3 protein-coding genes and 1 riboswitch are annotated in these 14765 nt (G+C 49.5%); of the genes, 2 read left to right on the top strand and 1 reads right to left on the bottom strand.

Going from position 1 to position 14765, the window contains the following annotated elements; all coding sequences use genetic code 11:
• Positions 1–24: 24 nt before the first annotated feature.
• Positions 25–137, bottom strand: a riboswitch (glycine riboswitch).
• Positions 138–523: 386 nt separating this feature from the next.
• Both VP504_RS03090 and VP504_RS03085 read left to right on the top strand, forming a co-directional pair.
• Entirely contained in the window at positions 524–1651 is a 1128-nt protein-coding gene (locus tag VP504_RS03090; RefSeq protein ID WP_325892891.1) for a J domain-containing protein, read from the top strand.
• Positions 1652–1713: 62 nt separating this feature from the next.
• Positions 1714–2868: an amidase family protein gene (locus VP504_RS03085; RefSeq protein ID WP_325892890.1), complete on the top strand. Its 1155-nt coding sequence runs from the start codon at positions 1714–1716 to the stop codon at positions 2866–2868.
• Positions 2869–3428: 560 nt separating this feature from the next.
• On the opposite strand, the gene VP504_RS03080 is transcribed toward VP504_RS03085, so the two are convergent.
• Positions 3429–14696 carry a S8 family serine peptidase gene (locus VP504_RS03080; protein ID WP_325892889.1) on the bottom strand — a complete coding sequence of 3756 codons (11268 nt, stop codon included), beginning with the start codon at positions 14694–14696 and terminating at the stop codon, positions 3429–3431.
• Between the last annotated feature and the right edge of the window lie 69 nt (positions 14697–14765).

Raw genomic sequence — 14765 nt, 5'->3', positions numbered from 1 at the left:
TTGGTAATAACGAAAATTAATGCGGTTATCTCCTCTGTCCTTTTGCCTGAGAGTTTCACTCGAATCCGTCTTTAAAGATGGGCGAGCTTGCTCCTTCGGCGGGTAAGTCGTGCTTACCTCTCTCCAGAGTTCCCTCCCGCTACTGTCCTTACTCAAACACCAAATTCAGTGTTAATGAGTGCCTGAAAGATTTACTTCTTCGGCGGATGGCCAATGCCATCTCTCTCCAGCAGCGTTCACCGGGTCTTCAAATTTTCGTATGTATCATAGATCACAAAATTGCGAATGCAATTGAAAATGGAGTGTTTGGTATAAAATTGAACACAAAGGCCTAAAAAGATAATTTTATGTTAATGAAACGTTTGTTTTGTTTGTAAGGAAAAGGAGAGCTTGAACAAACCTTAGACGATTGCTCGAACAGGGAAGTGTGCTTTGATCTATCTTGATTTTAAGACACCTTCTAATTCAAGAATGTTCCTGAAGAGCCGATATAACTTCATCTCAACTGTATTTAAAACTGTCAATGACCACGTTTAATGAAATATTAGGTACCAAATCGGGAGATCCTGAATCCACTGTAAAACAGCGTTATAAATTGCTGTCTGTCCGCGTGCACCCGGACAAAGGTGGTTCCAAGGCCCTGATGCATCTCGTCCGTCATTCCTACGACAATATTGTAAAAGGAAAAGGCGAGCACCCAATCTTAATCCCTTCTGTTTCTACTAGTGGCAACAATACAGCTTTGGAACGTGAATTAGCTGCTGTTAAAAAAGAAAGGGATGAGCTATCTGCGCTCAATCAACTACTAAAGGTCCAACTCAATCAATCTCGTAAGGCAAGCAATAGCGGCAGTGGTATCGATTATTCGCGTAAAATTACCCAACTTGAGGGCGAGATTGCGCTCCTCAAAGATGAGCGTAATCGCCTACAAAATCATAAAGATGCAGCCATTGAAGAACAGGGTAAGCTGGCGGGTGAGTTGCGCCGTGCGCTGTCAGAAAATGAAGTTCTGGAAACTGAGCTGGAGCGAAGTTCAGGGAGAAAAATGCCGGGTGCTATTCAGTGGGCACAAAAATTTTGGTTACCGGCCATGGCGACGTCATCACTGGTTGTGGTTTTGTTTCTTGGCGCCAGCATGCTGAATTGGTCTGTCATATCAGCTTGGTTCAATACCGAAGAGCCGGAAGTCATTCCACCGGCAGTGCGTGTAGTACATGCCAAACCGAAAGATCAAACCACTACGGATAATGTTCCTACCATCGAAGAAACCGAACCAACGATGAAGGAAACATTGCGTCTGCCGTTTCTGAAACTTACGACTGAAACAGGAGTCTGGTCGTTAGCGTCTTACACGGAATCAAACGGGCCATATATTTCAATCCGTAGTGCCAATGGTTCTTATGTTGTCAATGACTGCAGCGGTGAGTTTAGGCTTTATCTTAACGAACCCTTTAGGCCTTTGCGTGTGGCTGCGAATCTAATCTATTTACACCAAAATCAACACTTTCACGTATACAAAATTCCGTATGGACAAGGCTCATCAGCGGAAAGCTGGCTACAGAGCCGGAAACTTCAAATAAACGACGAGTTCTTTACAAGCGAAGCTTTTCTCGAAAGTCGTACCGCGTTACTAAAAAAATGTAATTCTTAGTTCTCATATTTGAGAATTTGGTTATAACCTTATGAATAGGAGAAGAAAAGAAGTAGAAGTATATGGCCAAGAATAACTACCTCATCAATGAGTTTAAGCCTGAAAGACAAGACATTTCTTCTGGTGTGCTTGCACGCCAAAAGTTAGTCGTTAGCGATAGCGTTGGTCTGAAAGACACAGTAACAGGCATCGGTGTACCAGCATGGTCTGATGGCCACGCGCCAGCCCATAATGATGCACATGTAGTATCTACATTGATGCAGTCCGGCTGTCGTTTGATTGGGAAAACTCAAGTTGATGAATTCGGTATCAGTATTAGCGGGAAGAACCCTTTCCTGGCTAGACTCAAAAACCCTGTCTCTCCATTTGCCCGTCTAGGTGGGTCTTCTTCCGGAGCAGCAATTGCCGTTTCCAAAGGTAGCGCAACCATCGGGATAGGTAATGATTGCTGCGGGGGAGTTTTGATCCCAGCATCTTACAGCGGCTTGTTTGGTTATCGCCCTTCACAGGGGATGGTTGACCTGCGGGGTATCGCACCGTTTTCACCTTCATTTGATGCCGTTGGCTTTATGACAAAGCATCTATCAACTTTGGAGCAAATCGCCGAGAAATGCTGGACTAAGCCTCCCAAGGCGGTTCGGCTTGGGGCCATAGTCAATGCCTCTTCCCTGTTTCACGAGTTGCTCTCGGTTGAAGCTTTGCTGGAATGGGAAGAGAAATTAGCCAAATCCAAGATCTTCCGCAATGACATGCCTAGTCTCAGTAAGCTCACCTTAGCTCAGGCTTACAACATCCATTCGGTAATACTAGGCCGGGAAGTAGACTTACAATACGGACAGTGGCTTGACGAACAAAAGCCAAAATTCTCAGATGAAACGGAAGAGCATCTGAAGCAAATAAGGGGTAAGAGTTTTAAAGAATTCGTCGAAACTAAGAAAAAACGTGAGTTTTTCAGTGACAGTTTGCAAGGCTTTTTCAAGCCCGGAGAGGTTTTGATGATCCCGACTTCTCCAGGGCAACCTCCCAAAGGTGAATCTGTCGACGAATCATTTCTTACTAATCAGCGACGTCTCTACGCCATAGCAGAGGTCGCTGGATTATCGCAACTAACATTACCTTTGTTAATGGTCGACGGCGTTCCAATGGGCGTTTCTCTGTTAGCTTATCCTGGTGAGGATAGGTTGGTGTTTGAAGCAGCTTCGCGTTGGTACATGTAGCCGGCTTAGTATATTGAAATGTTCTTGATTTCCTCAGTATTTCCTCTATGACAACTCCGTTTCCGACGGAGTTGTCAACAGCTAGTCTTATTTTGTCTCATCGTTTTGTCCTACATGTAACATGGTGATGTGCAAACAGTTTATTCGTCATCTAACGAACTATTTTTGCCGAATTCCAACCACTCGTTTCGATTTCATCTTTAAACATTAGGTCAAGAAAAATTTATTTTTTCTTTAATTTCATGGTAACTATCAGATAATAAAGGGAAAATTACCGATTGGCTTGTGATGAACCTATCAACAGAATCTGTGGATAACTAGGTGAATTAGTTGGGCGATGAAAAAATTAACTTAATGAAATATAGGGTTAAATTTCTTCTCTTAGGTCGATTTGGATTTCGGCGTTTAGCTGTGAATGAGATTTGTTACTATCTTTTTAACCTCTGGGGTTTAAATTGTTTTAAAACCAACCGATATTTCCTATTATTCCATCGTACAAGGTGGACAGATTTCTTGCCAAAAAAGCGAGCCAGACTGATGTCTCTCAGTCTGGCTTGGTGTTATTCGAGCGCTTCAATCAGGTCATCAACTCCATTGTAATTGGTATCATAACCACCAAATTCGTCCAACTGGTTCAGCGTCCCGTCACCGTTAGTGTCGAAAATTGCAAAGTTGGTGTCTGCAATATCGTAATCAGATCCATCGTTACCTGAGTTATGGCTTTCTGAGTCAACAAAATCAGGAATACCATCATCGTCAGAGTCCGGAATAGTCGCAATTGATTTACCAATATCAATGTTATCCAGCATGAAGTTGCTATCTACATCTTTAAAGCCTGCTTCAATAATGTCAGGGACTAAGTCGTTGTCACTATCCAGATCTAAATCATTCGGGATGCCATCGTTGTCTGAGTCGGCAACAAACTGCGTGCCCGGCAATGGAGACAGTAAGAGGCGGCTGATTTCAATCGCGCCACTATAGAAGCTGGAGTCGATATAGAAGTCCGGCGTCTCCCCCTCATAAACAATGGTGCGTAACAATTCGTTGTTTCGGAAATAGGCAATCACCCGATCGGTAATTTGAATGGAGAGGGTATCTCCAACAGAGATACGTCCAAATGTGCCTTTAGATGATCCACTTTCATAGATATACAGCGTGCTGCTTACGATATAGAAGGCGTAATCTATATCGCCATAGCTGGCGGAGGTTTCGTCCTTGCCCAGTCCAATCATGTTGTAGGTGCCGAGGCTGCCTATGACAAAGCTCAACTGATAGTGTGAGCGGAAACCATATTCAGAAAAACGCTCAGAGTTTGCCTGAGACTGCCAGTATCCGCCGTTTCCGGTTAGTGAGCCTTGGGTAAAACTGGCGTTACCCGTTAGAAGTGGCCAACTGGAGACATTCATATTGATATTGGATTCGAGATTGTTGGAAATACCATCGTTGTCTCTATCCATATCTCGATTGTTGCCCTGGCCATCGCCGTCAGTATCTGTGGTTTCAGAAGCATCCGTTGGGAATGCATCGCTATTATCACCTACACCATCATCGTCGGTATCAGTATCTTCATTCGGGTCGAATGGGAAAGCGTCATTAACGTCCAAGGTGCCGTCGTTATCGTCGTCATCATCGTTCGGATTTGATAAACCATCGCCGTCCGCATCTTCCGCACGATCATCGATACCATTACCGTTGACATCGTTACCGCCAAGTTCATCATTGCTATCGAGTTTGCCATCGCCGTTCGAATCGAAGGCAGCAAAGTCATAACCATGCATGTCAAAGGCCGTGCCATCATTGGCGGCGTTCTTGCTTTCCAAATCAAGGTAGTCCGGGATGCCGTCACCGTCGGAATCCGGGGCCGGGTGGACAGTGCCTTGCAGATCGACGGCATCCACTTTCAGGTCACCATCGGCATCGGTTAATCCGGCTTCCACCACATCGGGGATGGTGTCGTTGTCAGAGTCCAGGTCGACATCGTTGTTGACGCCATCACCGTCTTTATCGATGGCAAAGCCAGTACCGGAAAGTGGAGCGAGTTCAATGCCTGACAAACGGATAGCGCCACTGTAGAAGCTGGTATCAAGGTAGAAGTCTGGGGTATCGCCGCTGTAATTAAGCGAACGAACGAGGGTGCCATTGCGATAGTAAACAATGGTGCCGTTATTCACCTCCAGCGTTAGGTCGTCACCCACAGCGACGGAGCCAAAGCTGCCCCGATAAGCACCGCTTTCGTAGATATAAAGCGTGGTTCCAGCAATATAGAAGGCGTAATCGATATCGGTGTAGCTTGCTGAACCCTCAACGGTGCCTAAGCCAAACATGTTGTAAGTACCAAGGGCATCGACATGGAAGCTCAGTTTGTATTGGTCTGTGAAACCAAAGCTAGAGAAGCGACTCGAGTTCGCTTGATAACCCCAGCTTCCACCATTGGCGGTGAGTACCCCATCAGTGAAAGCGGCATTGCCAGTTAGAACAGGCCAATCAACGACAGGTGCGCTGGTGCGGGCTTCTAGTTCATCGGAAAGACCATCGTTGTCACGATCAATATCAGCGTTGTCGCCGACACCATCGCCATCCGAGTCGGTGGTCTCAGACGCGTCGTCAGGGAAGGCATCGCTGTTGTCCCCAACACCATCACCGTCAGAGTCTTTGGTCTCAGACGCATCCTCAGGGAAGGCATCCGCATTGTCGCCGACACCGTCACCGTCCGTATCGTTGGTTTCAGTGGCATCTTTAGGGAAGGCGTCACCGTTATCCCCAACGCCATCACCGTCCGTGTCGGTGTCTTCGTTCGGGTCAAATGGGAAGGCGTCGTTAACGTCCAAGGTGCCGTCGTTATCGTCGTCATCATCGTTCGGATTTGATAAACCATCGCCGTCCGCATCTTCCGCACGATCATCGATACCGTTGCCGTTGACATCGTTACCGCCAAGTTCATCATTGCTATCGAGTTTGCCATCGCCGTTCGAATCGAAGGCAGCAAAGTCATAACCATGCATGTCAAAGGCCGTGCCATCATTGGCGGCGTTCCGGCTTTCCAAATCGAGGTAGTCCGGAATGCCGTCACCATCTGAATCCGGGGCCGGGTCGACAGTGCCTTGCAGATCGACGGCATCCACTTTCAGGTCACCATCGGCATCGGTTAATCCGGCTTCCACCACATCGGGGATGGTGTCGTTGTCAGAGTCCAGGTCGACGTCGTTGTTGATGCCATCGTTGTCAGCATCAATGGAGAAACCTGCGCCAGAAAGAGGGGTCAGAGATATGTTCGACAGCTTTATCGCGCCGCTGTAGAAACTCGAATCGACATAGAAGTCAGGTGTGTCACCGTTATAACTTGTTGAGCGGACCAGCGTGTCGTTTCGATAGTAGGCGATAGCCCCTTCGTTAACCTGAATGGAGAGGGTGTCGCCAACCGCAACGGAGCCAAAGGTACCGCGTGAACTGCCGCTTTCGTAAATGCGTAGCGTGCTGCCAACAACGTAGAAAGCGTAATCAATGTCTGAGTACCTTGCTGAACTTTCGACGCTGCCCAAGCCAAACATGTTGTAGCTACCGAGCGAGTCAATGGTGAAGTTCAATACGTAGCGGTCGTTGAAGCCATAACTTGAGAAGCGGTTTGAGTTCGCCTGATAGCGCCAGCTTCCGCCGTTGGCTGAGAGCACACCGTCAGTGAAAGAGGAATTGCCAGTCAGAACAGGCCAGTCTGTGATTTCAGCGCTGGTGCGTGATTCCAGTTCATCAGAAAGACCATCGTTATCACGGTCAATATCAGCGTTGTCGCCGACACCATCGCCATCCGAGTCGGTGGTCTCAGACGCGTCGTCAGGGAAGGCATCGCTGTTGTCCCCAACACCATCACCGTCCGTGTCGGTGTCTTCGTTCGGGTCAAATGGGAAGGCGTCGTTAACGTCTAAGGTACCGTCGTTATCGTCGTCGTCATCATTCGGATTAGAGAGTCCATCCCCGTCAGCATCTTCCGCACGATCATCGACACCGTTGCCGTTCATATCATTGCCGCCGAGCTCATCATTGCTATCGAGTTTGCCGTCGCCGTTGGAATCGAAGGCAGCAAAGTCATAGCCATGCATGTCGAAAGCCGTGCCATCGTTTTCTGGGTTGTGGCTTTCCAAATCAAGGTAATCAGGAATACCGTCACCGTCTGAATCCGGGGCAGGGTCGACAGTGCCTTGGAGATTTACAGAATCAACTTTCAGGTCGCCGTCCGCATCAGTTAATCCGGCTTCAATGACATCAGGAATCGTGTCGTTATCAGAGTCCAGATCGACGTCATTGTTGACGCCATCCTGATCGGCGTCAGCGGATACACCGCTACCGGACATTGGCGTGAGGCTAATATTGCTCAGGCGAATCGCGCCATTGTAGAAACTGGTATCAACATAGAAGTCTGGTGTTTCTCCGCTGTAGCTTACTGCCCGGATTTCCTCGCCGTTACGGAGATAGCGGATAGTGCCGTTGTTCACTTCCAATGAAAGCGTATCGCCAGTAGCGACACTGTTCGCGCCAAAGTTGCCACGGTACGAACCACTCTCGTAGATATAGAGCGTGGTGTTCACGATGTAGAAGGCGTAATCAATATCAGGGTAATTTGCGCCGCTTTCGGCATTACCCAAGCCAAACATATTGTTGCTGCCCAGTGACTCAACCGTGAAATTCAGGCGATAATTATCACGGTAGCCGTACTCAGAAAAACGTATTGAGTTCGCCTGATAGCGCCAAGTACCGCCATTTGCAGAGAGTTCACCATTGGAGAAGCTCGCCCCATAAAGCACGGGCCAATCAACAATGTCAGCTTTAGTGCGCAGCTCTAACTCGTCAGCAAGACCGTCATTGTCACGATCGATATCCGAATTATCACCTATACCATCGCCATCAGAATCTGTGGTTTCAGACGCATCGTTGGGGAAGGCATCAGTATTGTCGCCCACACCGTCGCCGTCAGTGTCCGTGGTCTCAGACGCATCTTGTGGGAAGGCATCGGCATTATCGCCCACACCGTCACCGTCAGTGTCTTTGGTCTCTGTGGCATCTGTTGGGAAGGCGTCACCGTTATCGCCGACGCCATCACCATCCGAATCGGTGTCTTCGTTTGGATCGAATGGGAAGGCGTCGTTAACGTCTAAGGTGCCGTCGTTATCGTCGTCGTCGTCATTCGGGTTGGAAAGTCCATCCCCGTCAGCATCTTCCGCACGATCATCGACACCGTTGCCGTTCACATCATTGCCGCCGAGCTCATCATTGCCATCGAGTTTGCCGTCGTCATTTGAATCGAAGGCCGCAAAGTCGTAGCTATGCATATCGAAGGCCGTACCATCATTGGCAGCATTCTGGCTCTCCAGATCAAGGTAATCAGGAATACCGTCTCCGTCTGAATCCGGGGCAGGGTCGACAGTGCCTTGCAGGTTTACTGAGTCGACTTTCAGGTCTCCATCAGCATCGGCTAAACCGGCTTCAATCACATCAGGGATAGTGTCGTTGTCGGAATCGAGGTCAATATCGTTGTTGACGCCATCCTTATCGGCGTCAGCGGATACACCGCTACCAGACATTGGCGTGAGGCTAATGTCGCTCAGGCGAATCGCGCCATTGTAGAAGCTGGTATCAACGTAAAAGTCCGGTGTTTCTCCGCTGTAGCTTACTGCGCGGATTTCCTCGCCGTTACGGAGATAGCGGATCGTGCCGTTGTTCACCCCCAGTGAGAGGGTATCGCCAGTAGCGACACTGTTCGCACCAAAGTTTCCACGGTATGAACCGCTCTCGTAGATATAGAGCGTGGTGTTCACGATGTAGAAGGCGTAATCAATATCAGGGTAATTTGCGCTGCTTTCAGCATTACCCAAGCCAAACATATTGTTGCTGCCCAGCGATTCAACCGTGAAATTCAGACGATAGTTATCACGGTAGCCGTACGCAGAGAAACGCACTGAGTTCGCCTGATAGCGCCATGTGCCGCCATTGGCAGAGAGTTCGCCATTGGAGAAGCTCGCCCCATAAAGCACGGGCCAATCAACAATGTCAGCTTTAGTGCGTAGTTCCAGCTCATCCGCAAGACCGTCGTTGTCACGATCGATATCCGAATTATCACCCACACCGTCGCCATCCGAGTCTGTGGTTTCAGACGCATCGTTGGGGAAGGCATCGGCATTGTCGCCGACGCCATCACCGTCAGTGTCCGTGGTCTCTGATGCGTCGTCAGGGAAGGCATCGGCATTATCGCCCACACCGTCACCGTCAGTGTCTTTGGTCTCTGTGGCATCTGTTGGGAAGGCGTCACCGTTGTCACCGACGCCGTCACCATCTGAGTCTGTGTCTTCGTTTGGATCGAATGGGAAGGCGTCGTTAACGTCTAAGGTGCCGTCGTTATCGTCGTCGTCGTCATTCGGGTTGGAAAGTCCATCCCCGTCAGCATCTTCCGCACGATCATCGACACCGTTGCCGTTCACATCGTTGCCGCCGAGCTCATCATTGCTATCGAGTTTGCCGTCGCCGTTGGAATCGAAGGCAGCAAAGTCATAGCCATGCATGTCGAAAGCCGTGCCGTCATTGGCGGCATTCTGGCTTTCCAAATCAAGGTAGTCCGGGATGCCGTCACCGTCGGAATCCGGGGCCGGGTGGACAGTGCCTTGCAGATCGACGGCATCCACTTTCAGGTCACCATCGGCATCGGTTAATCCGGCTTCCACCACATCGGGGATGGTGTCGTTGTCAGAGTCCAGGTCGACGTCGTTGTTGATGCCATCCTTATCGGCGTCAGCTGACATGCCGCTGCCGGACATCGGTGTTAGGCTGATATCGCTCAGGCGGATGGCGCCGTTATAGAAGCTGGTATCCACATAGAAGTCGGGCGTTTCGCCGCTGTAGTCAACCGTGCGGATTGCTTCACCGTTGCGCAGATAGCGGATGGTGCCCTTGTTGACTTCCAGTGAGAAGGTGTCGCCGGAAGCGACACTGTTCGCGCCAAAGTTGCCACGGTATGAACCACTCTCGTAGATATAGAGCGTGGTATTCACAATGTAGAAGGCGTAATCAATGTCAGGGTAATTTGCACTGCTTTCAGCATTACCCAACCCAAACATATTGTTGCTGCCCAGCGATTCAACCGTGAAATTCAGACGATAGTTATCACGGTAGCCGTACTCAGAGAAACGCACCGAGTTCGCCTGATAGCGCCATGTGCCGCCATTGGCAGAGAGTTCACCATTGGAGAAGCTCGCTCCATAAAGCACGGGCCAATCAACAATGTCAGCTTTAGTGCGCAGCTCTAACTCGTCAGCAAGACCGTCATTGTCACGATCGATATCCGAATTATCACCCACACCATCGCCGTCAGAATCTGTGGTTTCAGAGGCATCTTCCGGGAAGGCATCGGCATTATCGCCCACGCCATCACCGTCAGTGTCTGTGGTCTCAGACGCATCTTGTGGGAAGGCATCGGCATTGTCACCCACACCATCACCATCAGTATCTTGGGTTTCGGTGGCATCTGTTGGGAAGGCATCTGCATTATCCCCGACGCCATCACCATCTGAGTCGGTATCTTCATTCGGGTCGAATGGGAAGGCGTCGTTAACGTCTAAGGTGCCGTCGTTATCGTCGTCATCGTCATTCGGGTTGGAAATACCATCTCCGTCTGCATCTTCCGCACGATCATCGACACCGTTGCCGTTCACATCATTGCCGCCGAGTTCATCATTGTCGTCTAGCTTGCCATCTCCGTTGGAATCGAAGGCCGCAAAGTCGTAGCCATGCATATCGAAGGCCGTGCCGTCATTGGCGGCATTCTGGCTCTCCAGATCGAGGTAATCAGGAATGCCATCGCCGTCTGAATCAGGGGCAGGGTCGACAGTGCCTTGCAGATCGACGGAATCGACTTTCAGGTCGCCATTAGCATCGGCTAAACCGGCTTCAATGACATCAGGGATAGTGTCGTTGTCGGAATCGAGGTCAATATCGTTATTAATGCCGTCATCGTCTTTATCGATAGCAAAGCCAGCACCTGAAAGTGGCGAAAGCTCAATACCTGATAGGCGGATAGTGCCACTGTAGAAGCTGGTATCAAGGTAGAAATCAGGAGTATTGCCAATGTAGCTGACTGAACGAACGAGTGTGCCATTGCGATAGTAAACAATGGTGCCGTTATTCACTTCCAGTGTTAGGTCATCACCCACAGCGACAGAGCCAAAGCTTCCTCTGTAGGCGCCACTTTCGTAGATATAAAGCGTTGAACCTGCGATATAGAAGGCGTAATCGATATCGGTATAGCTAGCTGAACCCTCAACCGTGCCCAAGCCGAACATGTTGTAAGTGCCAAGAGCATCGACATGGAAGCTCAGTTTGTATTGGTCTACGAAACCATAACTGGAGAAGCGGTTTGAGTTGGCTTGATAACCCCAGCTTCCTCCATTGGCGGTGAGTACTCCGTCAGTGAAAGCGGCATTGCCAGTCAGAACAGGCCAATCAACGACAGGTGCGCTGGTGCGTGCTTCTAGCTCATCGGAAAGTCCGTCATTGTCTTTGTCGATATCACTGTTATCACCCACGCCGTCGCCGTCAGAATCTGTGGTTTCAGAGGCATCGTTGGGGAAGGCATCGGCATTGTCGCCCACGCCATCACCGTCAGTGTCCGTGGTCTCTGACGCGTCGTCAGGGAAGGCATCTGTATTGTCACCCACACCGTCACCATCAGTATCTTTGGTTTCGGTGGCATCTGTTGGGAAGACATCAGCGTTATCCCCGACACCATCGCCATCAGAATCGGTGTCTTCGTTTGGATCGAATGGGAAGGCGTCGTTCACGTCTAAGGTGCCGTCGTTATCGTCGTCATCGTCATTCGGGTTGGAAATACCATCTCCGTCTGCATCTTCCGCACGATCATCGACACCGTTGCCGTTCACATCGTTGCCGCCGAGCTCATCATTGCCATCGAGTTTACCGTCGCCGTTGGAATCGAAGGCAGCAAAGTCGTAACCATGCATATCGAAGGCCGTGCCATCGTTTTCTGGGTTTTGGCTTTCCAAATCGAGGAAGTCTGGAATGCCATCATTATCAGTGTCCGGGGCAGGGTCGACTGAGCCTTGTAGATTGATAGCATCAACTGTAAGGTCACCATCGGCATCGGCAAGTCCAGCTTCAATCACATCTGGAATCGTGTCATTATCAGAGTCCAAATCGACATCGTTGTTAATGCCATCATTGTCAGCATCGACAGAGAAACCGGAACCAGAGAGCGGCGACAGCGAAATGTTTGAAAGCTGAATCGCACCGCTGTAGAAACTTGAATCGACATAGAAATCCGGTGTATCACCGTTGTAGCTGGTGGAGCGGACGAGAGTGTCATTTCGGTAGTAGGCGATGGCGCCTTTGTTAACCTGAATTGAGAGAGTATCTCCAACCGCAACGGAGCCAAAGGTACCGCGCGAACTGCCGCTTTCGTAAATGTATAGCGTACTGCCAACAACGTAGAAGGCGTAATCAATGTCGGTGTAGCTTGCTGAACTTTCGACATTGCCCAAGCCAAACATGTTGTATGTGCCTAGCGAGTCGATGGTGAAGTTCAATGCGTAGCGGTCTTTGAAACCATAGCTAGAGAAACGGTTAGAGTTCGCCTGGCTATTCCAGTAGCCGCCGTTTCCAGAGAGTACACCTTCGGTAAACCCTGCGTTTCCTGTAAGTACTGGCCAATTGGTGATGTCGGCTGAGGTGCGTGACTCTAAGTCGTCAGATAAACCATCATTATCTCGGTCTATGTCGCCATTGTCGCCAACGCCATCACCATCGGAATCTGACCACTCATTCTGATCATTAGGGAATACGTCACTGTTGTCACCAACGCCATCGCCGTCTGTATCTGTGGTTTCATTGGCGTCGAGTGGGAAGGCATCATTTACGTCTAAAACGCCGTCATTGTCGTCATCGTCGTCCTGACTGTTGCCTATTCCATCGCCATCGGTATCGTATTGCTCATTGGGGTCAAGTGGACGCCAATCTTCATCGTCATTAACACCGTCGCCATCGTCATCGTTATCAGCGTTATTGCCGATACCGTCACCGTCAGTATCGACGGTTTCTGTGGCATCTTTCGGGAATGCGTCCTCTTCGTCTGGAACGCCATCGTTGTCGTCATCGGGATCCTCATCGTCAAGAATGCCATCGCCGTCGGTATCAACAATGACAGACTCTACGAGGGTTTTCATATCCAGAATACCTTCAGAGACCGTAAGGCCGCGCCAAGCACCCACTGGACGCGCAGTGTTCATCACCAGCGCCTTTATTTCGCGGAAGTTCATGCTTGGGTCCATTGCCCAAGCTAATGCAACGGCACCAGTGACGACAGGCGTCGCTTGAGAGGTACCGCTGAAGCCTGAATAACCGCCAGAGGAATTTGCTGTGGTGAATTCGGTGGGTGCGGCGATATCTACGCTGACTGCACCGTAGTTTGAGTAACTGATACGGCCTTCACTTTGGTTGGAGGCTGCGATACTCAGAATGTTGTCGTTATTGTAGGAAGCGGGATACACAGGGCTGTTATCAATGTTCCGAGCAAAGTTATGAGAAGCAATGACCATCAAGTGATCATCGCTTTCAATCTCAGTGATAAGGTCTTTGAACGCCTGACTATAATCACCGCTTATACCCCAGCTGTGATTGGATATGCGTGATCCTTTATCGGTAGCATAACGCAGGGATGCCATGGCGTCTGACACTGCAGCAGCGAAACTGAGTGAACCGCCAGTATCCATCAACTGGCACTTCCATGCGCTACCGACATAACCAATGCCGTTATTACCTTCACCACAAATGGTACCCGCTACCGGGGTACCGTGACCGCCGAAGACCCGGCTTGTCCTACCGTTGATATCATCGACAATACCGTTACCGTCATCATCGACGCCATTACCAGCAACTTCGTCCGGGTTGACCCAGAAGTTATTGCGGAGGTCTTCATGGCTACGCAGGATACCTTGGTCGTAAACCGCTACTGGACCTATGGCAGAAGCATCGGTCGTGGTTTCCCATGCATCATAGGCGCGAAGCTGTTTGAGCCACCATGCGTTGCCATTACTGATCCCTGCATTGGATTCATTTGGTGCTAGTGCCCATTCAATCAGGTAATCCGGCTCTGCAAAAGCCACACTGGGGTGTGCATTCGACGCCTCAAGTGCGTCAGCAAATGTCATCGTTTTAGGAATCTCATAGACATGCACTGCAGACGACGGGTCGGCTGGATCAATGCTGCGCACGTGAGATAAACCAATGTCTCCCAGCGCGGTTAGAGGCTCCGCACCCTTTTCAATTCGCACGGTCAGTAAGTCGGGAGCATGTTTTGACTGTAGCATGCGCGCAAACGTGGGCAGGAGAATGGGGTTCCGTCCCTTGCTGACATGATAATTTTCAAATTTTATCCAGCCAGGCGTTCTAGGTTGCGCTAGATGAATGGCAATTTGATTGCGCCAATATTCACTGTCGGGGTAGTTTCGAAGTGCTTCCTGAAACCAAGGCCTTTCTGCATCAACAGTATATTCGATGCCATTTGCAGCTAGGCTATGCTCAAAGGGAATCTGGACAGGCAGAGAATGAGCATTGACTACTGAAATGGGCAAGGCTGGGGTGGGCGAAGAAGTTTGGCTATCGCCTTTGAAATATATATTACCTTCGTATGTTGGTGTTCTTATATCATTGACGGCGATAGCAGTAAGCGTGCAAAAAGCGATAGCCGATAGGGAAATAAGAGTCTTTCTCAAAAAGGCACTGGAGGAGGAGTGAGCTTTCTGGTCAGAATCTGTATTGTTTTTATCTTCTGCCACGATAAATACCTCTGCGAATACAAACTAATAGAGAAGTAAAGTGTGTCTATTTTTATGTCCTAGTTTGCT

This window comes from Grimontia sp. NTOU-MAR1 (assembly GCF_035758505.1).
Classification (GTDB): domain Bacteria; phylum Pseudomonadota; class Gammaproteobacteria; order Enterobacterales; family Vibrionaceae; genus Enterovibrio; species Enterovibrio marinus.
The sequence above is the reverse complement of the archived record's forward strand: the minus strand, read 5'-3'. Positions and strand labels throughout refer to the sequence as shown.

Coding starts and splice junctions, on each gene's coding strand:
- VP504_RS03090 (WP_325892891.1), top strand. CDS start 524: ATGACCACGTTTAATGAAATATTAGGTACCAAATCGGGAGATCCTGAA.
- VP504_RS03085 (WP_325892890.1), top strand. CDS start 1,714: ATGGCCAAGAATAACTACCTCATCAATGAGTTTAAGCCTGAAAGACAA.